This is a genomic window from Thiocapsa roseopersicina (assembly GCF_900106925.1).
GTDB lineage: Bacteria > Pseudomonadota > Gammaproteobacteria > Chromatiales > Chromatiaceae > Thiocapsa > Thiocapsa roseopersicina.
In genome coordinates this window covers 74,369-98,215 of the sequence record NZ_FNNZ01000011.1, presented here as the reverse complement: position 1 = coordinate 98,215, position 23,847 = coordinate 74,369, and the positions used below count along the sequence as shown (strand labels likewise).

General features: G+C 63.3%; 22 protein-coding genes and 1 CRISPR repeat array. Of the genes, 6 read left to right on the top strand and 16 right to left on the bottom strand.

Going from position 1 to position 23,847, the window contains the following annotated elements:
• Nucleotides 1-5: 5 nt before the first annotated feature.
• A complete protein-coding gene (gene asd, locus BLV04_RS12955) occupies nt 6-917 on the bottom strand; it encodes an archaetidylserine decarboxylase (protein ID WP_093032587.1) in 912 nt (303 codons plus the stop codon).
• On the bottom strand, nt 914-1,531 hold the full coding sequence (locus BLV04_RS12950; RefSeq protein ID WP_093032585.1) for a hypothetical protein: 618 nt from the start codon (nt 1,529-1,531) through the stop codon (nt 914-916). The genes asd and BLV04_RS12950 overlap by 4 nt, the downstream gene beginning before the upstream one ends.
• Nucleotides 1,532-1,887: 356 nt before the next feature.
• Here BLV04_RS12950 and msrB point away from each other — a divergent pair, with 356 nt between their 5' ends.
• Entirely contained in the window at nt 1,888-2,286 is a 399-nt protein-coding gene (msrB, locus tag BLV04_RS12945; protein ID WP_093032566.1) for a peptide-methionine (R)-S-oxide reductase MsrB, read from the top strand.
• Nucleotides 2,287-2,302: 16 nt separating this feature from the next.
• Here msrB and BLV04_RS12940 read toward each other — a convergent pair whose 3' ends face one another.
• On the bottom strand, nt 2,303-2,830 hold the full coding sequence (locus BLV04_RS12940) for a thermonuclease family protein (protein ID WP_245731871.1): 528 nt from the start codon (nt 2,828-2,830) through the stop codon (nt 2,303-2,305).
• A 4-nt stretch (nt 2,831-2,834) separates the two neighbouring features.
• Complete coding sequence (locus BLV04_RS12935) at nt 2,835-3,545, bottom strand: hypothetical protein (protein WP_245731870.1); 711 nt, start codon at nt 3,543-3,545, stop codon at nt 2,835-2,837.
• Between the two features lie 174 nt (nt 3,546-3,719).
• On the opposite strand from BLV04_RS12935, the gene BLV04_RS12930 reads away from it, so the two are divergent.
• A complete protein-coding gene (locus BLV04_RS12930; RefSeq protein WP_093032564.1) occupies nt 3,720-4,190 on the top strand; it encodes an ATP-dependent zinc protease family protein in 471 nt (156 codons plus the stop codon).
• 5 nt (nt 4,191-4,195) lie between these two features.
• Here BLV04_RS12930 and BLV04_RS12925 read toward each other — a convergent pair whose 3' ends face one another.
• Nucleotides 4,196-4,999 carry a proteasome-type protease gene (locus BLV04_RS12925; RefSeq protein WP_093032562.1) on the bottom strand — a complete coding sequence of 268 codons (804 nt, stop codon included), beginning with the start codon at nt 4,997-4,999 and terminating at the stop codon, nt 4,196-4,198.
• Between the two features lie 296 nt (nt 5,000-5,295).
• Between BLV04_RS12925 and BLV04_RS12920 the strand changes: the two genes are divergently transcribed.
• The 3 genes from BLV04_RS12920 (at nt 5,296) to BLV04_RS12910 (ending at nt 8,401) form a co-directional block, all read left to right on the top strand.
• The gene (locus tag BLV04_RS12920; protein ID WP_093032561.1) at nt 5,296-6,753 is read left to right on the top strand and encodes a circularly permuted type 2 ATP-grasp protein; all 1,458 of its coding nucleotides are present in this window, start codon (nt 5,296-5,298) and stop codon (nt 6,751-6,753) included.
• A gap of 59 nt (nt 6,754-6,812) precedes the next feature.
• Nucleotides 6,813-7,775 carry an alpha-E domain-containing protein gene (locus tag BLV04_RS12915; protein WP_093032560.1) on the top strand — a complete coding sequence of 321 codons (963 nt, stop codon included), beginning with the start codon at nt 6,813-6,815 and terminating at the stop codon, nt 7,773-7,775.
• Between the two features lie 245 nt (nt 7,776-8,020).
• Nucleotides 8,021-8,401, top strand: a complete 381-nt coding sequence (locus tag BLV04_RS12910) for a nuclear transport factor 2-like protein (RefSeq protein ID WP_093032769.1) — start codon at nt 8,021-8,023, stop codon at nt 8,399-8,401.
• 7 nt (nt 8,402-8,408) lie between these two features.
• On the opposite strand, the gene BLV04_RS12905 is transcribed toward BLV04_RS12910, so the two are convergent.
• Both BLV04_RS12905 and BLV04_RS12900 read right to left on the bottom strand, forming a co-directional pair.
• Nucleotides 8,409-10,283: an ATP-binding protein gene (locus BLV04_RS12905; RefSeq protein ID WP_093032559.1), complete on the bottom strand. Its 1,875-nt coding sequence runs from the start codon at nt 10,281-10,283 to the stop codon at nt 8,409-8,411.
• Nucleotides 10,284-10,289: 6 nt separating this feature from the next.
• Nucleotides 10,290-11,657, bottom strand: coding sequence for a YhjD/YihY/BrkB family envelope integrity protein (locus tag BLV04_RS12900; protein WP_093032558.1), 1,368 nt, complete (start codon nt 11,655-11,657; stop codon nt 10,290-10,292).
• 241 nt (nt 11,658-11,898) lie between these two features.
• Between BLV04_RS12900 and BLV04_RS12895 the strand changes: the two genes are divergently transcribed.
• Nucleotides 11,899-12,420: a TlpA family protein disulfide reductase gene (locus BLV04_RS12895; RefSeq protein ID WP_093032557.1), complete on the top strand. Its 522-nt coding sequence runs from the start codon at nt 11,899-11,901 to the stop codon at nt 12,418-12,420.
• 88 nt (nt 12,421-12,508) lie between these two features.
• Nucleotides 12,509-14,768: direct repeats of the CRISPR family, unit length 37 nt; unit sequence GTTTCAATCCGCGCCCGACCAATTGGCCGGGCGATGC.
• Between the two features lie 178 nt (nt 14,769-14,946).
• Here BLV04_RS12895 and cas2 read toward each other — a convergent pair.
• From cas2 to BLV04_RS12850, 9 genes are all read right to left on the bottom strand, one after another.
• Nucleotides 14,947-15,237 (bottom strand): CRISPR-associated endonuclease Cas2, encoded by a 291-nt coding sequence (gene cas2 / locus BLV04_RS12890; protein WP_093032556.1) that lies wholly within the window; start codon nt 15,235-15,237, stop codon nt 14,947-14,949.
• A 15-nt stretch (nt 15,238-15,252) separates the two neighbouring features.
• Nucleotides 15,253-16,287: a type I-C CRISPR-associated endonuclease Cas1c gene (cas1c, locus tag BLV04_RS12885; protein WP_093032555.1), complete on the bottom strand. Its 1,035-nt coding sequence runs from the start codon at nt 16,285-16,287 to the stop codon at nt 15,253-15,255.
• Between the two features lie 51 nt (nt 16,288-16,338).
• A complete protein-coding gene (locus BLV04_RS12880) occupies nt 16,339-16,581 on the bottom strand; it encodes a type II toxin-antitoxin system HicA family toxin (protein WP_093032553.1) in 243 nt (80 codons plus the stop codon).
• Nucleotides 16,578-16,784 carry a 2-oxoisovalerate dehydrogenase gene (locus BLV04_RS12875; RefSeq protein WP_093032552.1) on the bottom strand — a complete coding sequence of 69 codons (207 nt, stop codon included), beginning with the start codon at nt 16,782-16,784 and terminating at the stop codon, nt 16,578-16,580. The genes BLV04_RS12880 and BLV04_RS12875 overlap by 4 nt, the downstream gene beginning before the upstream one ends.
• Nucleotides 16,781-17,473, bottom strand: a complete 693-nt coding sequence (cas4, locus tag BLV04_RS12870) for a CRISPR-associated protein Cas4 (RefSeq protein ID WP_245731874.1) — start codon at nt 17,471-17,473, stop codon at nt 16,781-16,783. The genes BLV04_RS12875 and cas4 overlap by 4 nt, the downstream gene beginning before the upstream one ends.
• Before the next feature lie 76 nt (nt 17,474-17,549).
• Nucleotides 17,550-18,569 (bottom strand): type I-C CRISPR-associated protein Cas7/Csd2, encoded by a 1,020-nt coding sequence (gene cas7c, locus BLV04_RS12865; RefSeq protein WP_093032551.1) that lies wholly within the window; start codon nt 18,567-18,569, stop codon nt 17,550-17,552.
• Nucleotides 18,566-20,359 (bottom strand): type I-C CRISPR-associated protein Cas8c/Csd1, encoded by a 1,794-nt coding sequence (cas8c, locus tag BLV04_RS12860; protein WP_093032550.1) that lies wholly within the window; start codon nt 20,357-20,359, stop codon nt 18,566-18,568. The genes cas7c and cas8c overlap by 4 nt, the downstream gene beginning before the upstream one ends.
• 2 nt (nt 20,360-20,361) lie before the next feature.
• Nucleotides 20,362-21,120 carry a type I-C CRISPR-associated protein Cas5c gene (cas5c, locus tag BLV04_RS12855; protein WP_093032549.1) on the bottom strand — a complete coding sequence of 253 codons (759 nt, stop codon included), beginning with the start codon at nt 21,118-21,120 and terminating at the stop codon, nt 20,362-20,364.
• Between the two features lie 81 nt (nt 21,121-21,201).
• A complete protein-coding gene (locus BLV04_RS12850; protein WP_093032548.1) occupies nt 21,202-23,505 on the bottom strand; it encodes a CRISPR-associated endonuclease Cas3'' in 2,304 nt (767 codons plus the stop codon).
• Nucleotides 23,506-23,847 lie beyond the last annotated feature (342 nt).

The following is a 23,847-nucleotide window of genomic DNA, read 5'->3' as shown; positions in this document are numbered from 1 at the left end:
TCGCCTCAGGTCTCGAAGTGCTCGGACGCCGCCGCAGGGCGGCCGAGCCGCTGCCCGAGTCGAACCTTGCGGCCCGGCATGAGCGTCTCGTCCAACTGCACCCGATCCGGCTCGAAGAGCAGGATCACGGTCGAGCCCAGATTGAAGCGGCCCATTTCGGCGCCGCGCTCGAGCCTGACCGACCTGCCTGCGGTGCCCTGACCGGTGCCCGCATTCGAGGGCCGACTCCGCTCTCGTGCAGGCGTCACCTCGCCCGCCCAGACGACCTCGATCCCGCCGACGAAAATCGCCCCGACCAGGACCATCGCCATCGCGCCGACGTCGGTCTCGAATCGGCAGGCAACCCGCTCGTTGCGGGCGAACAGCCGCGGCACCAGATCCGCCGTGACGGTGTTCACGCTGAACAGCCGCCCCGGAATGTGCTGCATCCAGGCCAGATCGCCACCGAGCGGCATGTGGATCCGGTGGTAATCGCTCGGCGCAAGATAGATGGTCGCAAAGGTACCGCCGTTGAAGGCCCGTGCCCGCTCGGGGTCGCCCCCGAGGAGATCCTCGACGGTGAAATCCCGACCTTTCGCCTGGATCACACGGCCCGCGGTAATCCGCCCGCTCTGACTGATCGTGCCGTCGACGGGGCTCACGACCGCCAGCGGGTCCGGATCGAGGGGCCGCGCGTCGGGTTTCAGCGCACGGGTAAAGAAGGCGTTGAAGTGCACATAGGCCTTCGCATTCGGCTCAGCGGCCTCGGTCATATCGATCTTGTAGATGCGCAGGAAGGTCGCGATCAGCAGATCCTTGAGCGGACGCCACCGCACACGCGCCAACCGATACATGAGACCCGACAACAGGTGCTGTGGAAGGACGTGCTGAAGAGCGACGAAGAGTCGCGCCCCCACGCCCCGGACTGGTTCCGTCATGGTGTCTCCGGCAACAAGAGATCGGAGCTGGCGTGGATGGCCTTCAGGTCCTCCGCCATCCGTGCGCCGCCTTCGGTCTCGGGAAGAAAGGCAAGCAGGTAACCGCCCGGTGCGAGGACGAAGATCGCCGGCGAGTCCGACGGGCCGAGGCCGATGTCGGTACGGAGACGCTCGATCTGCTCGGCGTCGCCGCCGAGTATCTTCAACGCGGGCATGAGACCGGCGAAATCCCGGTGAAGGCTGGAATCACCCCCCGTGCCGACGAGCACGAGGCGCAGTTGTTTGCGCAAGGCGCGCTCGTCGGCCACCCGGTTGTAGACATCGATCAGACGCTGGACGGCGAGTTGCCCCGAAGCGCGCGACAGATCGCCGAAAGCGAGCAGGGTCCAGCCTTGCGACAGATCCTTGTGGCCGAACGGACGGCCGAGGGCCTCGCGGAGCTCGAAATCCGGCAGGCTCGCAGGCGGACGGATCAGCAACCCGCCGATCGTCGGAGGCGCAGCGCTGCGGCGCTGATACTGATTACCCCATTGGTAGGCCAGGACGAACAGCGAGATGGCACCTAGCATCAGGACCAAGCGGACCCAGAGGCGATGTCGGTTCCGCAGGAACATCTCAGACAAACGCCTCGGATGCCCAGGCCGGATCGGCGTCGGTCGAAACGGGTTTCGGGTCTGTCGGGGAACGGCCCGGGGCGCACCGTGCGGACCGGCATGGCAGCGAGTGGACATCGCGGCGATGCGACCCCACTACTTCCCCTCGTGGCGTCACGGATAACTGCATCATAAGGACGGGGTCGAAATCGAGTGGCGGTCGAGGTCGCGACTCATCAAGATTCGGACCAGGAGGATGAAGCCAGTATAAGGGTCGCCTCGCCCGAGGCTCAAGCCGCTGCCGCCCATGCTCGATCCGAACCTCGAGCGGATCGTCGACACCAGGTCATACAAAAACCGAATCACACGAGGTTACTATGGGTCATAAGATCGAGAAGACCGATCGCGAATGGCGCGACACCCTGACGCCGGAGCAATACCGCGTCTGTCGGGAAAAAGGCACCGAGCCGGCCTTCACGGGGCAGTATCACGATTCCAAGGAGCCGGGTCTCTACCGCTGCGTCTGCTGCGGCGAGCCGCTGTTCGACGCGAGCGAGAAGTTCGATTCCGGCTCGGGCTGGCCGAGCTTTTGGCAGCCGACCGCGCCGGACGTCGTGGCGACCGAAGACGACGTCAGTTACGGCATGCGTCGCACCGAGGTCATCTGCAGCGGTTGCGGCGCCCATCTCGGGCATGTCTTTCCCGACGGGCCGAGACCGACGGGGCTCAGATACTGCATCAATTCCGTGGCCTTGGCGTTCGAGCCCGACGCCTGATCGCATCGTCGCCGCCTCAGCGCGGGCTGATGGCGTCGACGGCCGTGCCCCAGACGCCGAGCTGCTTCGTACGGGCAATTCGCTCCATGGCGTGATACTCGAACGGCGCCCCCGGGAGTGCAAGTGCCCAACCGCGCTGGATGAGATAGGCGGCCAAGTCCTCGCCCGGGCTCAGCCCGGTGCGATCGACGTGGCAGATCGCTTGAATGCGCCCGGCCTCGGATCGGCCGCGCGGCTCGCAGCTCACGAAACCCCTGACGCGGAAGTCGAGCGCAAGTGCGCTGCGCGGCGCACAGCGCACGGGGCGCTCCCAGCGACGGCACTGGCGCTCGGTCTGCGGAAGATAGATCCCGTAAAGCTCGATCGTCTGTCCCTTGATCGAGAGTGAACCGTCGTCTTCGACGATAGGGATTCCAACGATCTCGCGGACGCCGGCGGCGAATGCCGGGGCGCCGAGGAGCAACGCTGCAAGTGCTCCCGCGAGGGCCGCGCCCGTGAAGCGGTCGATCGCCCGTCGCCTGCTCGGCAAGTCTCGGCGGGCCATCCGGTCAGCGGTCGCCCGCCGGGTCATCTTGCGCAGACCCGCTCGCAGGCGAATCTCCGGGGGCTGCTCCCTCGGCGGATGCCTCGGGATCGGCCGTGCGGCCCGGATCCTCCGGAGTCAGCATGTCCGGAATCATTTCCCCTCCGTTTGAGCCAGCGCCGGTGCCGAGCATGCCGGCCTTCGCGCTCTTGCCGGGAAACTCGAAGCGCATCTCCGGCCAGATCGCGAGCCCCTTCGCCGCCGACACCGTCCCGCCGGACGCCTCGTTCATGGCGGTCCCGCTCAGCGCGGTGCGCACGATCATGTCGCTCTGACCGGTGATCCCCGCGAGCCGGCCGGTTCCGCCGGTGAGCGTGAAGGTGCCCTTACAGGAGCCGGGCTCGCCGTTGCAATTGAACTCGGCATAGACGGAGTCACCGGTCGGGCTCTCGATGGTGCAGAAGCCGTGGCTCTCGAGCTGGTTGCTTAGGACATGGATGATCTGGGTCGAGGGACAGGTAAAGAGCGCCGCATCCAGGAGGCCTTCGCCGTGCTCGATGTACATGATGCCCTCGAAGGTGCCGATGAATTGGAGCTTGTCCACGGCGATCTGAAAAAGCTGACCGTTCGCCTCCCAGGGTGCGAGAATCTTGGCGGTGCCCTCCTCCGCAACGGCGGTCCGGGCCAGCGGCAGAGCCAAGGCGAAGATAAGGGTTATGTGGATCGGTCTAAACATGGTGTCTATGGTGTCTCCGGAATGCGTTGATCGAGCTCGCCCGAGCCGGCCCCCAGTTTAGCAGTCCGGATCGGAGCTTGGCTCTGCTAACATCGGTCCTTGGCGATCGAGGTCGAGCGGGAGGCGTAGCGACGTGCGGATTGTGCATTTGACGGCCTTGAGCGAGGTTTCGCGATGACTCCCGGCGAGACCTCCGGAACCTTGCTGCTGGGCTGGCGTGAATGGGTCGCTCTACCCGAGTTGGGGCTGAGCCTCGTCAAGGCCAAGGTGGACACGGGGGCGCGCACCTCCACACTCCATGCCTTCTATGTCGACGGCTTCCATCGGGGCCGCGAGCGCTACGTGCGCTTCGGCGTGCATCCGCTGCAGAAACGCACCGACGTGGTGATCCACGGCGAGGCTCTGGTCATCGACCAACGGCGGGTGACCGACTCGGGCGGTCACCGCGAGGATCGCTACATCATTCGCAGCCGGCTCATGCTTGCCGGGCAGGATTGGCCGATCGAGATGACCCTGACGAATCGCGAGACCATGCTGTTTCGGATGCTGCTCGGTCGCACCGCACTTGCCGGCCGTGCCCGGGTCGATCCGGCGCGCTCCTTTCTGACCGGGCGGGTGGCGCGACCCCGGGAACACTACGACTGACGTCCTCAGGTCGGTATCCGTTGCGCCGGCGCCTCGCCCATCGCCTCCCAATCGAACCTGGGCAAATGGTCGAAGACGCCGCGGATACCCTCGTTCCAACTGTAGGACAGCGACCGCAGAGCCGGCGAATCGGCGGTCAGCTTGAGTCGATGGGTCAGGGTCAGGCTGTCCTTGGCATAAATGGCGACCTCGAACGGCGGGCCGACCGTCACGTTCGAGCGCGAGGTGGCGTCCAGAGAGACCACGCACAGACGCGCCCCGTTCTCCAGCGACAGGTCCGGCTCGGCGATACGATCCAGCGCCGGCTTGCCGTATTTGGTCTCGCCGATCTGCAGGTAGGGCGTCTGGGGCGAGGCCGCGAAATAATTGCCCTGCGGATAGATCAGATAGAGACCATGCGGCTGACCGGCAATCTGGCCCCCTAGAATGAGCGTGGTCTCCGCACTCACACCGCTTTGGTGCAGTGTCGGGGCATGATCGCGCTGCACCCCGACGCTGACCCGTCCAACATAATCCGCTGCCTCGAAGAGATAACGCGCACTCAACAGGTCGATCCGCGAGCGCTCGCGGTGTGGATCCGTGATCGCCGCCGTGTCGCGCGGCTGATCGAGGTCACGTCGAATGCGGTTCAGCACCTCCTGCGTGGTCGCCAGGTTGCCCGCGGACATGAGGATGAAGATCCGGTCCGCAGCGGGTTGGAAGACATGGAGCTTGCTGAAGGTGGTGACATAGTCGACGCCGGCATTGGTGCGGGAGTCGGCGGCCATTACGAGGCCCTCGTCGAGGGCGAGTCCGAGACAGTAGGTCATGGCGATCGTGTCTGTATGGTCATTGTCGGGTGGTCATGCTCCGGCGGTCATGTTCGGGCGGTCGCGTGACTGCGGTCGCTCGCGTAGGTCTCCGACCCGCGGGGTCGAGAGGATGTGCGGAGTGTCCGAAGACGCATCCGCGGACGACGGCCGCCCCACCGCGTGCGCGGATAGACGGCGTGGCCCCGCGTCCAGCATACTCCGGCCATGAGGTTTCGAGGTCGATCAACGGTCGATCGGCGTCGCAAATCGTTTCGGCCGAGCCATCCCCGACACCTGGTCTGCGAGTAAGTACCATGAGTATCGATTGGAATGCCTACCCCTCCGAGGGTTTTTACGACGAGCTGGTCACCGGCAACGGGCATCGGGCGATCGCCGGTCTGCTTGCCGATCTCGAGGCACTCGGCCCCGAGGAGCTGGTGGCCCGCCAGGAGGCCGCCGATGTTTCGATCAAGGAGATGGGGATCACCTTCACCGTCTATTCGGAGGAAGGCGGCGCCATCGATCGAACCTGGCCCTTCGACATCATTCCCCGCATTATCGCTCAGTCCGAGTGGGAGCGTGTGGATGCCGGGCTGCGCCAGCGCGTGCAGGCCCTGAACCTCTTCATCGACGACCTCTACCACGATCAAAAGGTCATCAAAGACGGTGTCTTCCCGGCCGAGGTCCTCGCCAAATCGGTCAACTTCCGCCCCCAGTGCGTCGGTGTCGACCCGCCCTTGGGGATCTGGGCGCATATCTGTGGCTCGGATCTGGTGCGCGACGCGGACGGGACCCTCTACGTTCTCGAAGACAACCTGCGTGTCCCCTCGGGCGTCTCCTATATGCTGGAGAACCGTCTGGTCACCAAACGCGTGCTGCCCGAGCTGTTCGAGCACTATGCACCGCTGCCGGTCGACGATTATCCGTCGGAGCTCTTCGACACCCTGGCGGCACTCTCGCCCCGCCCCGCGGACTATCCCGCGGTAGTCGTGCTGACCCCCGGCATCTACAACTCGGCCTATTTCGAGCACTCCTATCTGGCGCAACAGATGGGTTGCGAGCTGGTGGAAGGGCGCGATCTCTTCGTCGATAAGGACGACTGCGTCTACATGCGAACCGTCGACGGGCTCGCCCGCGTCGACGTCGTCTATCGCCGCATCGACGACCTCTTCCTCGATCCCGAAGCCTTCCTTCCGGACTCCGCACTCGGCGTGCCCGGACTCATGCGCGCTTGGAAGGCCGGCAACGTCGCCCTAGCCAATGCACCCGGCGCCGGGGTGGCCGACGACAAGGTCGTCTATGCCTTCGTGCCCGAGCTGATCCGCTATTATCTCGACGCGGACCCGATCATTCCGAACGTCCCGACCTACCGCTGTATGGAGGCGGACGCCTTGGCCTACACGCTCGAGAACATGGAACGGATGGTCGTGAAGCCCGCCAACGAGTCCGGCGGCTACGGCATGCTGGTGGGGCCCGCATCGACCAAGGCCGAGCGCGAGCACTTCGCGGAGCTGATCAAAAAGGACCCGCGCAACTACATTGCCCAGCCGGCGCTGAAGCTCTCGACCGTGCCGACCATCATCGGCAAGAAGCTCGAGCCGCGTCATGTGGATCTGCGTCCATTCATCCTCTCGGCGGATCGCCAGCAGGTCACGATGGGCGGGTTGACGCGGGTGGCGATGCGCAAAGGGTCTTTGGTCGTGAACTCCTCCCAGGGCGGCGGCAGCAAGGACACCTGGATCGTGCCCGAGCCGCCGCAGACCGACGAATGAGCGGCCGAGCCGTCGGCAGGGACCGAAGCGAATCCAATCGAGCATAGGGGTCGGAACACATGCTCTCGCGTGTTGCAGAAAACATCTACTGGATGGCCCGCTATGTCGAGCGTGCCGAAAACACCGCCCGTATCGTGACGGTCAACGCCAATCTCCTGCTCGACCTGCCCAAGGGCATCGCGCCGGGTTGGAGGCCGTTGGTCGACATCACGGGGGCAAATGCGCTGTTCGAGGAGCATTACAAGGACTATAGCGAGCGCAACGTGGTGCGCTTTTTTATCGCCGACGAGCGCAATACCGGATCAATCGCCTCCGCCTTGGTCGCGGCGCGCGAGAATTGCCGCACCATTCGCGATTTCGTTCCCCGCGAGGCATGGGAGCTGCTGAACGAGATCTATCTCTTCGCCCGCGAGGATCTCGCCAAAGGGATGACCAAAGGCGGTCGGCACGCCTATCTGAAGCGGGTGATCCAGGGCGCGCAGAACATCAACGGCCTGCTCTCCGGGACCATGCTGCACGACCAGGGCTATGATTTCCTGCACCTCGGGCGCTTTCTGGAACGCGCGGATATGACCACGCGCATCATCGACGTGCGCTCCGCCAATCTGCTGCCGGAGGAGACGACCGAGCTGCGGCCCTTCGAGACCATTCAATGGGTCAGCGTGCTGAAATCCATGACGGCCTATCAGGCTTACCGGCGCAGCGAGCAGATTCGCGTGCTGCGCGGTCCGGTCCTGCGTTTTCTCTTCCAGAACGGGACCTTCCCCCGCTCGGTCGTGCATTGCATCGAAGCCCTGCGGACCAGTCTTTCAAAGCTGCCGCGCAACGAGTCCGCCTTGCGCGTGGCGGGACGGCTCAAGCGCAATCTCGAAGGGACCGAGCCGCGTCGACTCAATCAGCAACAGCTGCATGCCTTTATCGATGACCTTCAGGTCGGGATCGGCGATCTGCACGAGGAGCTTGCGCGGACCTGGTTTCCGCCACCTCCGGAGGCGCAGACACAATCGCAGACGCAGGAGTGAAGCTGAATCGCGTCCGGAGCGAGATGCGCGGTCGGTGTATCGGTTCGGTGTTGGATCAAAATACGGGGCTTGGTGCAACGCGATTCAGAAAGCGGGAAACAGGGTGCAAACATAAACCCATCAGCGGCAAGATTGGTGGTGCGGCTGCATCGTTTTGGATCGCGACGCTCGTCGGGTGTCGATTGGACGCCTCGGGGAAAACCCTGCACCATGGCGATTCCTTCTCGCCGAACCGGGAGCCGACGGTGACCTCAGACCCTCTGTCGATCGTGGATGCCTACTTCGCCGCCCAGTCGGCAAGAGATTTCGAGGCGATGCGCGGCTTTCTCGCCGACCAGGGTTTTTGCTATCGCAGTCCGATTGCGATGTTCGATCGGGCGGATGAGTTCATCCAGTATGCCGCCGTGTCGAGCGGCATCATCCTCGACCGAGAGATCCGAAAGGTCTTTGTGGACGGCGACGATATTTGCCATTTCATGACCTATCGGATCCAGATCTCCGAGAAGCTCGCCGTCGAGGCCGCGCAATGGTCGCACGTGCATGAGGACCGGATCCAAAGGATCGAGGCGATCTTCGACGCCTCGGCCTATCGCGAGCTCTTCCCGAGCGACGAGCCCGCACCCTGAGCCATCCTCAGTCCGCGGCGGGCAACCACCGCGCCAAGGTCTCGCGCAGATCGGCGAGCTTGACCGGCTTGGCGAGATAGTCGTCCATCCCGGCCTCGAAACAGGCCTCCCGATCCGTGGCCATCGCGTTGGCGGTCATGGCGATGATGGGGGTGTGCGGACGACCTTCGCGACGCTCCCGCTCCCGCCATTGGCGCGTTGCCCCGAGGCCGTCGAGAACCGGCATCTGCATATCCATCAGGACGGCATCGTAGCGTTCGCTCGCGAGTCGTTCGATCGCCTCGGCGCCGTTCCGAACCAGGTTCGGCTCGATGCCGAGTCGCATCAGCATCCCGATCGCCACCTGTTGGTTCACCGGATTGTCTTCGGCCAGCAACACGCGCCCCTTGAAAGGCCGATCGAGCATCGGCGCCTCACCCGCCGTCGGCTCGGCCGAATCGGGCTGATGCTCGAACGGCAGTCGGATGCGGAACAGAGAACCCCGGCCGAAGGTGCTCTCGACCTGGATGTCGCCCCCCATCAGCTCGATCAGATCCTTGCTGATGGCGAGCCCGAGACCGGAACCACCGAAGCGCCGCGTCGTGGAGCCGTCCGCCTGGACGAACGGTTTGAAGAGACGCTTGAGCTGCTCGGGCGTCATGCCGATCCCGGTGTCGGAGATCTCGAAGCAGAGTCGGCTGCGCTCGCCCTCATCCGCACAGACCTCGACACGCAGCGCAACCTCGCCCGAGAGCGAGAACTTCACCGCATTGCCCAAGACGTTGTTCAGGATTTGGCGCAAACGATGGGGATCGCCGAGGACGCGGGTGGGTAGTCCCGGCTCCACGAAGCAGACCAGATCGATCTGTTTGCTGCGCGCGCTGGCCGTGAAGAGGCCGGCGACATCCTCGACGAGACGGCGAAGATCGAAGGGGATCTGCTCGAGGTCGAGTCGCCCGGACTCGATCTTGGAGAAATCCAGGATGTCGTTGATGACGTTGAGCAGACTCTCGGCCGAGGAGTGCGCCACCTCCACCAACCCCTTCTGCTCGGCGCTCAAGCGCCCGTGCGAGAGCATCTCCAGCAGACCGAGCACGCCGTTCATGGGCGTGCGGATCTCGTGGCTCATGTTGGCGACGAACTGACCCTTGGCGATGCTCGCCGATTCGGCCTGCTCCTTGGCAATCACCAGCGCCGCCTCGGTCGCGCTTCGCTCCTCGATCTCGCGCTCCAGATCCCGGTTCAATGCGGCGATCCGCTCCTTTTCCCGCGTCAAACTGGCGATCAGATCGAGATTGACGTGTCCCAGCTCGAGCGAATGACGCAGGGTGCGATGGTAACGACGCGCGTTCAGCCACATGAAGACGGCGAACAGCAGGATCAGCGCGAGAAAGGTAAAGGCCAGCTCGTCGCCGATGACGATCATCCGCAGCGCAAAGGGCACCAGCGCACCGAGCATGTAGAAGAGATACGCGATCAAGCAGGCGCTCAAGCTCGGGATCGCTCCCGCGACCATCCCGGAGATGACGAAACCGAGAAAGACCTGGTAGGTCAACACATGGCTGGGGAGCAGGAAGACCGAGAGGCCCCAGGCAAGGCCGGTTGCGGCGGCACCCAACGCGAATCGACGGGTCCAATCCGCGGACGAGCGGGCCTCGCCGGCTCCTCGATAGCGCACCATCAGGAGCCCGCGGGCGATCAGGATCACGAGCAGCGCGGCAAACCAGACCCAGGCCCCGGCCGGGGACGAGACTAGGCTCATCGCGGCCGCCACCAGCAGGGCGTTCGCTGCGGTGATGACCAGGCTGGCGGGAAGCTGCTCGAACAGGAGACGTGTGAGATCCGCCTCGATCGGTGCATCCGTCGCGGCGTCGTGCGGTAGGCCGTTGCCGGGGCGCAGCATGATCGATCAGCTCTGCCCGGAATCGACGAACGGAGCCGGAGACGCCGTCGTGTCGAGTGCGCGGGCGAGGTCACGCAACGTCATGGCGCCGAGTGCCGCGTCGATCGCCCGATCGATGCCCTGCTCGATCCGCCCGATCTCCCCGCCCGGGAGGGTTCCTCGGCAGCCGCTCTCGCGTTCTTCGAAGCAGCGCACGGCATCGAGCATCGCCTTGACCGAGATACCGTCGGTTGCGCGCGCCGGGACGAAGGTCGGAGAATCCCCCGCAGTGCGAATCAGGAACCCCGACTCCTCGAGCACGCCCAACATCCGTTCGGCATTGGTCCGGGGAACCTCGAGGGTCCGCGCAAGCTCCTCGCTGCTCCAGGGCGGCTCGCCCGACTCATAGCGGCGGGCCACTTGCCCGGCGAGGATCAAGGCGAGACGCTCGCGCTGTCGATTGCTCAATTGCAGATCGCGCGAACGGATCCTCAGATACTCCGGGTGTTGGTGATAAAAGGCGATGCTTGCGCCGATCAGCAGGATCAACCAGGCGATGTAGATCCAGATCATGAAGAGGATCAGGATCGCAAGGCTCGAATAGACGGCCATCAGGCGTGTCGAGCTGGCCATGAAATAGGAGAACATCCCCCCGATCACCTCCCAAAGGAGCCCGGCGATGAGTGCCCCGACAACCGCGGAGACGACATGGACCCGCGTGTTCGGCACGAAGACGTAGAAGAAGGCGAACGTCAGCGAGATCATCGTGTAGGGACCGAGCTGCCCCAACGCATGCCAGACATGCCCGAACGGCTTTGCCTCGATGATCGATTGAACGAAGGGATTCCCGCCGAGCGAGGCCGAGAGCCCGACGGCCGAGAAGAAGAGCACGGGGCCCACAAGGATGACGCTCAAATATTTGCTGAAACGCTGCGAGAAGGAGCGTTGGGTGGCAACCCGCCAGGTGAAGTTGAAGACCTGCTCGATCTTCTGGACCAGCGAGATGACGGTGTAGATCAGCAGTGCGAGTCCGACCGACCCCAGGACACCCACCCGCATGTTGTCGACGAAGCCAATGATCTGGGTGGTGATCTCCACACCGCCCTCGCCGAGCGGAGCGAGCACCTTCAGGAGCAAAGGCTCCAATTGATTGTGGACGCCGAACCCCTTCAACACCGAGAAGGTCACCGCCAGCAGCGGCACCAGGGCCAAGATGGTCGTGTAGACCAGACTCATGGCTTGGAGGGACAGATAGCCCTGTGTCAGGTCGCGGGTCAGCGCATAAATCAAACGGCCGAGCCAGATCGGAAGGGCCTGCCAGCGCGGCATCTCCTCGAGCCGACGACTCCAGAGCAGCGCGTCGATGCGCTCGGACACGGGCATGGCGTGATTCATGTGCGCTCTCTCGGGGAGGAGTCGGACGGCACTTCCGGCCGCTTGCCGTCGCTTCATTATATCGGGTCGTTGCACCTTGTCGCCGCGATATAGCCGGGGATTTGCGCCGACTTGAAGCCTGCTCGCGGCCTCTCCATCTCCGTACTCCCGAGGGCGTGACGATCCACGGCCCTGCGCATCCGTCATCATCGACTCCTTTTGCGGTTCATCGACATTCCCTCACCCAACGACGAGCAAGCCCATGCGTTCTCTCTGCAACTTTGTCGGGGCTTCGGCCCTCCTATCCTCGTCCGCCGCCTTCGCGGCGGACGAGCCGCAAACCCTGACGCCGATGTCCGACGACATCCACGCCCCCGTGTTCGAGCTCCAAGGGCCCGCCGGGGAGCCGCAACGTCTTCTCGATCATCGCGGCAAGCCCGTGATCCTCAACTTCTGGGCGACCTGGTGCCCGCCCTGTCGCGCCGAGATGCCCTCGATGCAGCGTGCCCACGAAACCGTCACCGACGAGGGCATCTCGGTGATCGCCGTCAACGTCGGCGAGGACGCCGAGACCATCGCAGGGTTCCTGAGCGAAACCGACATCGACTTCCCGATCCCGATGGATGTCGACTCCGAGGTCGTGCAGAGGTACCCCGTCAAGGGTCTTCCAACCACCTTCGTCATCGATCCCGACGGCCGCCTTGTCTACAGCGCCACCGGCGAGCGCGAGTGGGACGATCCCGCGCTGCTCGATCAGGTGCGGGCCCTTAGGACCGTCCGTTAGACCGCGGGCGGGCGATGCCCGCGGTCTATCGTTGTCCAGTGGACGGGTAATGCACCCATGAGACATAGGTCCAGTGTTACAAGCACTGGTTTCAATCCGCGCCCGGCCAATTGGCCGGGCGATGCGGATGTTCCCGGAGGAGTCCGGTAAGCACATGCAGTTTCAATCCGCGCCCGACCAATTGGCCGGGCGATGCCGCACAGGGAGCAACGATTACACGGGCGTGGAACGTTTCAATCCGCGCCCGACCAATTGGCCGGGCGATGCCGGACTACATTCGTGCTGATAACACGTCTCGGGAGTTTCAATCCGCGCCCGACCAATTGGCCGGGCGATGCACGAGCTCGGAACCTTTATCGTACCAAACGAGCTGTTTCAATCCGCGCCCGACCAATTGGCCGGGCGATGCCCGGCATCATACTGTCGAAGATACGCCAACGCCTGTTTCAATCCGCGCCCGACCAATTGGCCGGGCGATGCCCTCCCACCATTGGGAGCGCCGATCCCGTGAATCGGTTTCAATCCGCGCCCGACCAATTGGCCGGGCGATGCGTCCGAAGTGTCTTGAGTCAGCAGCACGATATCCTGTTTCAATCCGCGCCCGACCAATTGGCCGGGCGATGCGCCACCACCGAGAACATGATGGTAAACCCATAACCGTTTCAATCCGCGCCCGACCAATTGGCCGGGCGATGCCTGCCGCGCCACAGGATTTCGAGCCGCCAATCGGCGTTTCAATCCGCGCCCGACCAATTGGCCGGGCGATGCTCCAAGCCGATGCCGGGGATCCACGACTTCTGAAAGTTTCAATCCGCGCCCGACCAATTGGCCGGGCGATGCTAGTGACTCATGCGTAAACCCTCGGGTGTGCGGCGTTTCAATCCGCGCCCGACCAATTGGCCGGGCGATGCCACTGCTCGGTGTAGTCGAACGAGATGCCGACGATGTTTCAATCCGCGCCCGACCAATTGGCCGGGCGATGCTTGCCCCGGAGCGCACGCGCTGGATTACCCTCTGGTTTCAATCCGCGCCCGACCAATTGGCCGGGCGATGCTACCGATCGCCATGGCTTACGCCTCCTGTGCCGCGGTTTCAATCCGCGCCCGACCAATTGGCCGGGCGATGCCATGCCTCGGTGGCGATGGTGTAGCGGTGGAAGCCGTCGTTTCAATCCGCGCCCGACCAATTGGCCGGGCGATGCTCGGGGTCTCGCAGCAAACCCAGTCGATGGAGCTTGTTTCAATCCGCGCCCGACCAATTGGCCGGGCGATGCTGAGGGTGTCGTTCGCGCGGGTCAGGTAGGTGTTGTTTCAATCCGCGCCCGACCAATTGGCCGGGCGATGCCTCGTCGTGGACGTCGACCCGCCCGCCGACGGCATGTTTCAATCCGCGCCCGACCAATTGGCCGGGCGATGCGATGGCCGGCGACGAGGTCGTCATGCCCGCGAACACGTTTCAATCCGCGCCCGACCAATTGGCCGGGCGATGCGGGCTGTCGTTCGCACGGCGACGACGGCGGATGAAGTTTCAATCCGCGCCCGACCAATTGGCCGGGCGATGCGCACGTCAGGCCGCACACACCAGGAAGCGCACATGTTTCAATCCGCGCCCGACCAATTGGCCGGGCGATGCCCAGCACGACGTCGATCTTTGTCGAGATGCAAAGCGTTTCAATCCGCGCCCGACCAATTGGCCGGGCGATGCCTGCGTTGGCCGGATGCGGCGTCGAGCTCCGAGTCGTTTCAATCCGCGCCCGACCAATTGGCCGGGCGATGCTCAGGTCTGCCTCGGCGTCTGGGCTTGGTGGATGGTTTCAATCCGCGCCCGACCAATTGGCCGGGCGATGCCGGTCACGGTCCTCGGTGGTGTAGGGCATGCGCAGTTTCAATCCGCGCCCGACCAATTGGCCGGGCGATGCCATCGTTTCGCGCGGACCCTGGACGGAGCAGGGCGTTTCAATCCGCGCCCGACCAATTGGCCGGGCGATGCGACGAAGCGGCGACGGTTGAGGTAGGCATGTTTTCCGTTTCAATCCGCGCCCGACCAATTGGCCGGGCGATGCCGCTCAACACCCCGGCGCTCTACCTGCAGCTCGAGTTTCAATCCGCGCCCGACCAATTGGCCGGGCGATGCGGGCGACGCGGGTCATGCCGTCGGCGGGCGGGTCGTTTCAATCCGCGCCCGACCAATTGGCCGGGCGATGCGACCAGTCCGCCGCCTCCGGGTTTCAATCCGATCTGTTTCAATCCGCGCCCGACCAATTGGCCGGGCGATGCCCGAGCGGCTACGCGCTGCCGACCCTTGCCGCAGCGTTTCAATCCGCGCCCGACCAATTGGCCGGGCGATGCTCCGCGCATGCAATCCGTTGATTCTGCGAAGGAGTACGACGAGCTTGCGCGATCCTGGCCGACGGGGCAAGTGCCCGGAGGCGGTGCTCTCGGAGGGGAGCTTTGGAGTCCATGGAAAACAACCCGTTAGGCGTTGCGCGAACCTGCCGGGTTTTCGTCGTTGCTTTGGGTTCGCGCGTCATACGAGGAGAGGACCTTCGAAATCGACCGAGCGAAATACTCCATACTGCTTTACGTGTATGTCTTGGGGTTCGGTGAGTCGGTAGAAACGCAGATTGTCTTCCTCCAGATTGATCTCGGCGAGCAAAGCCCGCTCCAGTTCTTCGTACTGCATCTGGTTGACCTGACATTCGAAAACGGATTTCTGGACGCGCTGACCGACACGTTCGCAGACTTTGGCAACCCTGCGCAGCCGGCGCCGGCCTTCGGGGGTCTCCGTGGAGACGTCGTAGGTCGCGATGATGAGCATCAGGCGGAGACTCCGTCACTTTGCGAGATAGGGGAGATAGCCTTGCATGTCGCCTCGCAGCGTACGCGCGAAGATGCGGGCCTGCACGAAGGGCAGGAGCCCGAGGGGCATCTTGTTCTCCGACAAGGGGTGGGTGATCTCCTCCTGCTTGCGCTCCTGCCATGCGGTGACGACTTGGCGGCGCCCTTGGTCGTTGAGCATGACCGCCCCGCCCTCGCGTTCGTCGAAATCCTTCGCGTTGATCTGACCGCGGTTGATCAGAGTGAGGGCCAACCGATCAGCAAAGACTGATCGGAATTCCTCTTGGAGATCCAGGGCCAGCGCGGCGCGGCCTGGACGCACGGCATGCAGAAAGCCGAGCTGGGGGTCCAGTCCGACCGACTCGGCTGCGGATCTGCAGTCGTTCATCAGCATCGAATACAGGAAGGAAATGAGCGCATTGAAGCGGTCCCGCGGTGGGCGTCGGGTGCGGCCGTCCAAGGCGAAGCTCTGTCGGGCCTGAGGTTTAACGACGAGATTGAGGGCTGCAAAGTAACCGCGCGCGGCCTCTCCTTCGATCCCGCGCAAGGTATCCAGGTCCGCGGCACCCGGAACGGCGCGAAGCGACGCCGCGAGAGCGTCGGCTGCGCTTGTAAGGGTTTCGGCTTCGCCGGGATCGGCGGATTCGCGGGCACCGCGCTGCAGAACCGAGCGGCTGTTTCGAAGTTTGCCGGCCACCATGGCGCGTGCGGCGGTCAACGCAAACTCGGTATCGAGCGCGGCCCGATGTTGGGCTTGGCGGAGCAGGATATTTCCCGAGACGGGCCCCTCCAAGCGTGCCTTGAAGCGGCCGGAGTTATCAAGCAGAACCAGCGACTTCCCCTCGTCCGCCAACCGATGCATCAGGGCCGGGGAGACCAACACGTTACCGAAGCAGACCAGAGCGCCGATGTGATGAAGCGGAACGCGCAGCTTGGTCTCCCGCTCGACCTCGATGCGGACCGTAGCGTTGTCCAGGTGCGCATAGGCGTTCGGCGTCATGACGTAGAGAGTGTTTTGTACGCTGTGCATGTCCTTAGGGCTCCTGCTTAGGCCGAAACGCCATCGCTGACGGCCTGTGGATCAACCGAACAGTTCTTTCAGCAACTGCTCCCGCGTCAATCCATGGTGCACTGCCACGCTGTTGAGGATGGCCGAGAGGGTGCCCATCCGAATCGGATCATGATTCGGAATAGTGACATGTCGCTCGCCCGCCCGGGTGGTGGCCAGTCGGATGTGGCTACCGGTCTGCCGATCCTGGACGTAACCGAGCGTGCGGAGGGCCTGTATGAGCGTGGTCGCCGACAGGTCGCGTGGGATCTTCACGCGGCGATGACCTCCTCGCGCGTGATGTGGAGATGGATAAGGCTGGGACGCTCCACGGAATCGAAGTGGCAGCGCACGGCATCGCGCAGTTGAGCGTGCAGTGCGTCCAGGTCGTCCGCCTCGGTGAAGATGTCGGCCCCGATGGCACGGGCCAGGTAGCCACCTTCGGGAGCATTTTCGACGACGAAATGGATGTCGGTCATGGTTTGATCCTCTTTGACGTACGTGCGGATCCTTCTGAATCATCGGGCTGGAAGAGGGAGTGTAAGGCCGCGACGTGTCGATCGACTGCCGCGGTGCCCGCCGGATCGCAGATCGCGTTCAAGGAGCACTGATCACAGCGGCGGTCGTTGACGGGCGGCGGTAGTCGGCCGGAAGCCAGCATTGCACGAATCGCCTCGGCGCTCTCGACCACCAAGCGGCGCAGCTCAGGGGTCATCAGAACCTCCCGGCGGCGCCGGCTGGCGGCATGGTAGATGGCCCCCTTGAGGACTGCACGGCCGAATATCTCCTCCAGACACAACGCTTGAGCGACAAGTTGCAGATCGTCGTTGATGTGCTTTTTTCTCGGACCGTGCTTGTATTCGACCGGATAGATGGTCCCATCCGGCCAGAGCTCGACCACGTCGCACTTGCCGATCAGTCCGTACCGATCGCTCCAGACCGGCAGGGCGTATTCCAGCCGCGCTCCCTCATGCCCGGCCACATGTGAGGCTCGGTCAACCTTTTCGTGCTCGGCATTGCCCCTGGCGGTGTGGACGTTCTGCTCGAACTCGCCGTCGAGGTAAATGAGTCCGCAACGCCTGGGGCAATAGCTGTATTGGTTGAGCGCGGAAAGGTTGACGGGGTCGACCGCCATGGCCGCGGGCACCAGCCCTGTGTCGTCGTTCATTTCCACTTTCCGGACCCTCAGCAGCACTCAAACGAGGCGTTGAAGGATCAACGCCTTGCCTGACACAAGATCCAGCTCACGCCGCGACCGTGGCGGTTTTACCGTCGAGCAACAGCTCGACCCCGGCGGGAAGACGCTCCGGATGTGTTCTGACCACATAATCGGCGAAGGTGCGCGGGGAACCCTTCAGGTCCGTTTGGTGATCGATCTCGATGATGGCGTTCGTCTGCTGGCGACCCGGCCCGGAGAAGTCGAGCAGCCTTTGGGCGGGGGCGCAGCCGAGCATGGATTGTCGCACCCGCTGAGTCGCATCGCTGTCGGTGCCGACATGCTTGAAGACATAGAGTCCTCGGCAGGCCATGATACCCTTGGACGCCGAGCGGTCGTGGTCCCACATGCCGAGCAGGGCCTCCCAGAGATGGGCTAGGTCCTCTTCGGAGAAGCCGGTGCCTTGGGCGAGATGGGCTGAGATGAACCCTTTGCAGGCGTAGAGACCGTAGGGGATCAGGGATTTCCGGCCCATGGTGCGCAGAGTGTCCTCAGGAGCTTGCTCCTCAAGGGCCAACAATTGCTCACTATTCATGCCATCTTTTTCTTCTACGCCGTGTTTCTTCTTGGTCAAGTTGGCGTCGGCAACACGAGTAATGCTCATATCCATAGGCATTATGGCATCTACGGATCGAGAGAACGCAATTTGCACAGGGCCTCGTACTTGACCAGCGTTGGCGCCAGTGCTCATGACTGCCCCGAAGGTCCTGATGTCAAAAAAGTTTGCGCACATCCATTCACGGGCATTTCTGACCTTCTTCTTCGTGGCCTTAGCAGGTATTTCGCCGTTAGCTTTCTCATGGGCAAGGGCTATTGGCCTGTTCAAATTGGTTGAATGCTCGATAAAGACCGCATTGGGCGCTGCATTGCCAAACGCCACCTGAATATAGTTGCGCACCCGCCGCTTAATGGCCACATCGGACACAAGCCCATGCATGTCCTCAGGATCGATTCGGGGGCTGTTGCCGGCATCCGGATCGCCGTTTGGATTCCCGTTCTCACAGTCGAAAAGATAAAGAAATTCGTAGCGGTTCTGGATTGTATTCATTGGTCATCTCCTTGTGCTGAATCCCTACTGGTTTCATTCGGTGCATCGGTCGTGGTGTCTTTTTTTCCTGGCCGCAGCGCGGCGAGTTGCTGGTAGTAGCCCAGAGCAAAGAGGCCCTGACCTTCGAGATCGAGGATACGGGGAGCACCGTCACCGAGCCGGCCCATGATCTCGGCCAACTGGCTCTCGTACCACCAAGCGAGCTTGACTTCGAGTTTGCCCAAGTGATTGCGCGCATTGGCGGAAAGGCGACCGAGAACCAGCCCCGGAGTCTGACTGGCGGCTGAGTAGAACCGCTGGACCACACCGGCGCCGACATCGCCCAAGGCCGCGCGTTGAAGGTTGGCGAAGACCGCAAGGAGTCTTCCGCAATGGTAGGCGGGGGCCGGGTGGTCGACGTTGAGATAGGGGGTCATGGTGGGGTCACCTCCTGTTGTGAGTCGAACGAAATAGGCCCGTATGAGGCCCATACGGGCGTGATTGATGGGTGGTTGATCCTTATCGATGACCTCGGTCCGAAAGCGGCCAAGGGCTTGGGCCATGACGGACCGGGGAATCGGCAAGCCTTGTACGGCGACACGCCAAAGGGTCGCGGCGGTCGGCGCGGGCAGATCCTTCAAGTCTCGAACCAGAGCGCCGCAGACCGCCAAGAACTTGGGGTCGTGGGCAATCGCACGACCATCACGCGCGACGATCGCGAGGTCCGAGAACCAGGCTGAGATCTGTTCGGCCAGGTCTTCGAAACGGCCTTCCATCCAGTCCCGGATCATGACCCGCCCGGCGGCACCGGCGAGCGTCAGTGCGTAGTAGTGGTTGTTGCCCAAGTCGGCGCGCTCGCCGGAGCGGATGGCATCAAGCAGACGGCGGACCGCGGCGAGTGCGGCGGCCTCGGCTTGCTCTTTGTTTTCCATGCCCATCAGGAGCGCGATTAGGTCCTCGTCGGGGCCGATGGTTTTTTGATACCAATGCACGACGAGCGTATTGGCGAGCTTCCGGCTATGTTTGTGAATGAGATCATTGAGTCCGTCGGCATACCGCTGCGCGGCCTGCTCGCCGATCGCTGCATTGTTGGATTGGCTCAGTCCATAGGAGGCAAAAGATGGCTTATCGAAACCGACCATCACGTCGCCCATCGCGATTCCGCCGACGCTCGAGAGGCCAGTTATCTTCGGATGAGTGGCCAGTGGGCGAACAGTGTTTCCGCTCAGGAGGCAAAGCATGGTGCCTTCTGGAGCCAACTTATCTCCGAGATCCAGCTGCAACTCCGGCGTTGTACCGCCCAGATCGGCCTGGCGCCAATCGCGCCACCAACGCTGAACCTCCAAGTCGTCTCGCGGATCCTGCCCGCCGATTCGCCAGGTCATCCAGTCAGTCGGTTTGGCCTTGTGCTCCCTCAAGGCTGCTCGGACCTCCGCAACCCGCTCGGAATCGGCCATGAGGTCGGCAAGCGACGACAGTGCCGTCACCGTATCCGCCGCCTGTCGGAGAAGATCGACATAGTAGGCGTGACGTTTGCCGGTTTTGTCGTCGGGGGCCTCGTCGCCCTTGATCAGCAGGGTGACGTATTGGCAGGACTCGACCAGGAAATGGGCGCGGCCCCCGGCATTCATGCCGTGCATGTCTGGACAGCGGTTGAGATCCCGACCACGTTTTCCGTCGCCTAAGGGGAGAATGTTGAGGAAACGACCATCGGCGGCCAATTCGGCGGACCATAGGACTTCTCGGGACTTGAAGCCGGGCTCCGATGCGGTCAGATGCGCATCGGCATATTCGGCAAGTTGCTGAAGCATCGTCAGATCCCTCCCGGCTTCTTGACGGCATCGCTGTCGAAGGGCGGTATCTCCAGAACACCAGCTACGAGGGTAGCGTCGAACAAGCTGATGAAAGGCCGCTCTCCATCCTTGACGCTCTCGCGCGAGAGGTCGAAGACGTCGTAAAGCATGAGTCCAAGATGCTGGTCGAGCGGGATCGGTGGTTGTGCCGCCGCCACCGGCTCATCCAGATACTCGAAGAAAGCCGGAAACTCGCGACATCCGAAGTAGGGCTGTTGGAAGCACTTGCCGGCGCGGGCGCGACGTTGGAATTGGCTGTTCATGGCGCCCCGTTCTGCTGCGAACGCGGGCTTGGGGACGATCCGGGCGGTCAGGCGGTAACGGACGTTCTTGAGCGCCATGGTCTGACGTTGCGTGCGCCCCTTCTTATCAGTGCCGAGCTCGTCCTTACCGCCGTCCGCCCAGAGCGGCTCAGGGTTGGCGGCACCCCTCATCCACTTGTTCAGCACGGCGGTCCCCGGTACCCGATCCTTGACTTCATTGCGTCTCAAGGCGATGTAGCGGGGTGGCTCAAGCACCTCGACGCGGGTTATTTGCCAATGGAAATAAGGCCGTACGCGGTCGCCTTCCCGGCGGGCGTCCCAGTAGATTGCGTCGAAGATGCCCCGTGCGGCAGACGGAGTAATGACGGGATAAGAGAAGCGTTCGACCTTCATCTCAGGTCGGGTGAAGCAGGCGAAGTCGCCCCAGACTTCCAGGGTGTGCGTTCCGTTGACCATGGTTCCTCCTATGGATTGCGGATCCGTATGCTGATCGGTGCTCGGAGACCAATGGCCTCGTCCTTTCTTCCGGAAATGGCCTCAGCCAATGAGCACCCGTTCCGACTGGGGCAGGATCAGCCCTCGGGTCTCGTCGTAGTGCTTGCCCCATGGGTCTTCGAGAATAAACCACTCTTCGTGTTGTCGTTCAGCCTTCCCGGTTCGGCGAAGCTTCGCAGGGATGAGGATGCTCCAAGCGGGGTGATCAGCCCGAGGTCGATAGATGCTGACCGCGAGACCCTGGGCACTCCTCATCCAGGCACCGTCGATACCGTCCGTTTCCGCTGAATCTCTCAACGCTTCAAAATCGGCCAGCCGTTCTCCCCAGGGTACCAAGACCTGTATCGCATCCTGGTCAATCAGCCGGTACAAGCGGGCGATCTCTGCGAAGTCAAGTGACTTGATGGCTTCGTCGAAAGCCGGGTTCTGGCTGCTTGGTCGGGTCAGATCGTAGAGTTGACGGTAATAATCTCGGAAGGCCCCAGGGTCGTTGATGTCGATCGCGCCATGCTCCAAGAGGATTCGGCGCGTGACCTCCGCCGCCTGAAAATAGGCGTGGGTTGGATAGCGTCGCCGCCAATCGCCCGGATCCTCGGGATCGAAGACCATGACCTCGCCGGGTTCGCTGAGGCGTCCTTCCCGATTGCAGCGCCCCGCCGCTTGGGCGATAGACTCAAGCGGTGCAAAGGCACGAAAGACCCGAGGAAAATCCAGGTCGACGCCGGCCTCGACGCATTGGGTCGAGATCAGTCGGCAGGGTTCGGTACTCGCGAGCCGGCATCGCACGCGCTTGAGAACGGCCCGCCGATGCATTGGGCAAAGGTTGGTCGAAAGATGCTCGATGTTCGGCACAGCATCCAGGGCATCCAGCAGCGTCAGCGCGTGGCGCTTGAGATTCACCACCACCAGGGCTTGCGGGGTGTCTTGGATCTCGGCGGCAAGAGCGTCCCAGCTCCGCGTCTCGCCGGGAGCAGGCCAGGTCACGGCGACACGCTTCAGAATGGCGAATAGGGCGGCATGATCGGGAACGGCCTCGACCGGTTGCCAGCCGGAGGCAGCATGCTGTCTGACGGCTTCATGCAGCGAGTCGAAGGCGGGCTGGGTCGCCGCGGCGAAGACGACGCTGGAGCCATAGGCCGCCGACAGATGTGACAGGGCAGCCAGGGTGGGTACCGCCAGGTGCACCGGGAGACTTTGAGCCTCGTCGAACAGGATGACCGACTCCATGAGGTTATGGAGCTTTCGGCAACTGGACGGACGGTTGGAGAACAGCGACTCCAGCAGTTGAACATTGCTGGTGATGACGATCGGTGCGTCCCAGTTCTCGGCGAGCAATCGGCGTTCGCGCTCCTGAGGGGGTTGCGCGTCGCCGAGCGCCGTTTCGGCACCCAGCCCCGCCAGGCTGTGATGCTCCAGAACGAAATGCTCCGGGAAACCTGCAAAGACGTCGCGGTAGACGCAAGCGGTCTGCTCGATAATGGTGAGGAAGGGAACCGCCAAGACGATGCGCTTGAGCCCGTGGCGCCGCGCATGCTCCAGTGCGAGCTTAAGCATGGCCAGGGTCTTGCCGGAGCCGGTCGGCGCAGTGAGGGTTAAACATCCGGGCGCCACTTCGGCAGCGGCCGTGCAGGCGTTCCAAAGCGCCTCGCGCGCCTCCCGCACGGCCGGTTGCGCTTGGGTTCCCGAGCGGATGCCCTCGCGCATATAACGATCGAGCGCGCCCAGAGCGGCTTGTGGATCGAGCACCGGGCCGGGCGTTCGATGACGCTTGCTGGCCGCGGTGCCGTCGAAATGGGCCTCCGTATCGAGGAAGTCGGCATCGACCAGACAGGAGAAGAGCAGGCGCACGTCGAGCATGGCTGCGACCGCCTTATCCCAAGTCGTGACAGCCATGATCGGCGGCGTCCGGAAGTCCAAACCGTCGACGCGGGCACGGGCACAGAGTCGGTCCAGCTCAGGGTCGGAGAGGGTTAGCCCCTGAGGATGTCGGCTTATGAGCTTGGTTGGATCCAAGCCCAGCAGGGAGTCACGATCCCCCCGTTGCAGCCCGACGTGATGGCCTTGAATCGCCAGGGCTGCGGCAACGGCCTGATGTTGCCTGAGTGCCGACCAGGCACCGATCGACCAATGATCCAAACCCGAATCCTGTCCCCGCAGACGTGCCTGGAAGCGGTCTCCGTACTTGCCGAGATCGTGCTGTTCACCGGCGAGACCGGCCTCCTCGCGCCAGGGGGCTGAACCAGCGTGGATTCGAGCCAGGCGGCCGACCTCTCTTAGGTGCGCGTTGAGAAGATGCCAAGCTCCGGCAGTGTTGGCACTGTGCGCATAGAAGCGATCGTCCTTCATCGGAGGTCGTCCTCCAAATCGTACGCCGTTCGCCACTGGCGGGGTAAGTCTTTGGCGACGCCGGCAATCGAGCGGTCGCTGCGGCACATCTCGTCCATGCTGCTCCCTCTTTCCTGAGCCGATCGACTGGTCCTGAAAGCGCTCTCGGACCAGAGTTTCTCTTACCCGTCTGCCGGGAAGTCCGGCGAGTGTAAACCAGGGGGTGGCTCAAAACGTGAGCCTGCCGGATGGCTCCGGATGCCGAGCATCCGATCGAGGGGCCGACCCGTCTGTGCGCCGCGCCGTAGGTGCGCCGCGCCGCTGATCCCAACACGCAGGTGTGTTCGGCGCTGCCGGCGGCGG

Bases quoted from the DNA above. Each gene is read 5' to 3' on its own strand.
- BLV04_RS12925 (WP_093032562.1), bottom strand. From the start codon at position 4,999: ATGACCTACTGTCTCGGACTCGCCCTCGACGAGGGCCTCGTAATGGCC.
- cas2 (WP_093032556.1), bottom strand. From the start codon at position 15,237: ATGCTCATCATCGCGACCTACGACGTCTCCACGGAGACCCCCGAAGGC.
- BLV04_RS12950 (WP_093032585.1), bottom strand. From the start codon at position 1,531: ATGTTCCTGCGGAACCGACATCGCCTCTGGGTCCGCTTGGTCCTGATG.
- BLV04_RS12875 (WP_093032552.1), bottom strand. From the start codon at position 16,784: ATGACCGACATCCATTTCGTCGTCGAAAATGCTCCCGAAGGTGGCTAC.
- BLV04_RS12935 (WP_245731870.1), bottom strand. From the start codon at position 3,545: ATGTTTAGACCGATCCACATAACCCTTATCTTCGCCTTGGCTCTGCCG.
- BLV04_RS12900 (WP_093032558.1), bottom strand. From the start codon at position 11,657: ATGAATCACGCCATGCCCGTGTCCGAGCGCATCGACGCGCTGCTCTGG.
- BLV04_RS12930 (WP_093032564.1), top strand. From the start codon at position 3,720: ATGACTCCCGGCGAGACCTCCGGAACCTTGCTGCTGGGCTGGCGTGAA.
- cas7c (WP_093032551.1), bottom strand. From the start codon at position 18,569: ATGAATACAATCCAGAACCGCTACGAATTTCTTTATCTTTTCGACTGT.
- asd (WP_093032587.1), bottom strand. From the start codon at position 917: ATGACGGAACCAGTCCGGGGCGTGGGGGCGCGACTCTTCGTCGCTCTT.
- msrB (WP_093032566.1), top strand. From the start codon at position 1,888: ATGGGTCATAAGATCGAGAAGACCGATCGCGAATGGCGCGACACCCTG.
- BLV04_RS12895 (WP_093032557.1), top strand. From the start codon at position 11,899: ATGCGTTCTCTCTGCAACTTTGTCGGGGCTTCGGCCCTCCTATCCTCG.
- cas5c (WP_093032549.1), bottom strand. From the start codon at position 21,120: ATGGTCAACGGAACGCACACCCTGGAAGTCTGGGGCGACTTCGCCTGC.
- cas4 (WP_245731874.1), bottom strand. From the start codon at position 17,473: ATGAACGACGACACAGGGCTGGTGCCCGCGGCCATGGCGGTCGACCCC.
- BLV04_RS12940 (WP_245731871.1), bottom strand. From the start codon at position 2,830: ATGGCCCGCCGAGACTTGCCGAGCAGGCGACGGGCGATCGACCGCTTC.
- BLV04_RS12850 (WP_093032548.1), bottom strand. From the start codon at position 23,505: ATGAAGGACGATCGCTTCTATGCGCACAGTGCCAACACTGCCGGAGCT.
- cas1c (WP_093032555.1), bottom strand. From the start codon at position 16,287: ATGCACAGCGTACAAAACACTCTCTACGTCATGACGCCGAACGCCTAT.
- BLV04_RS12915 (WP_093032560.1), top strand. From the start codon at position 6,813: ATGCTCTCGCGTGTTGCAGAAAACATCTACTGGATGGCCCGCTATGTC.
- BLV04_RS12920 (WP_093032561.1), top strand. From the start codon at position 5,296: ATGAGTATCGATTGGAATGCCTACCCCTCCGAGGGTTTTTACGACGAG.
- cas8c (WP_093032550.1), bottom strand. From the start codon at position 20,359: ATGCTTCAGCAACTTGCCGAATATGCCGATGCGCATCTGACCGCATCG.
- BLV04_RS12905 (WP_093032559.1), bottom strand. From the start codon at position 10,283: ATGCTGCGCCCCGGCAACGGCCTACCGCACGACGCCGCGACGGATGCA.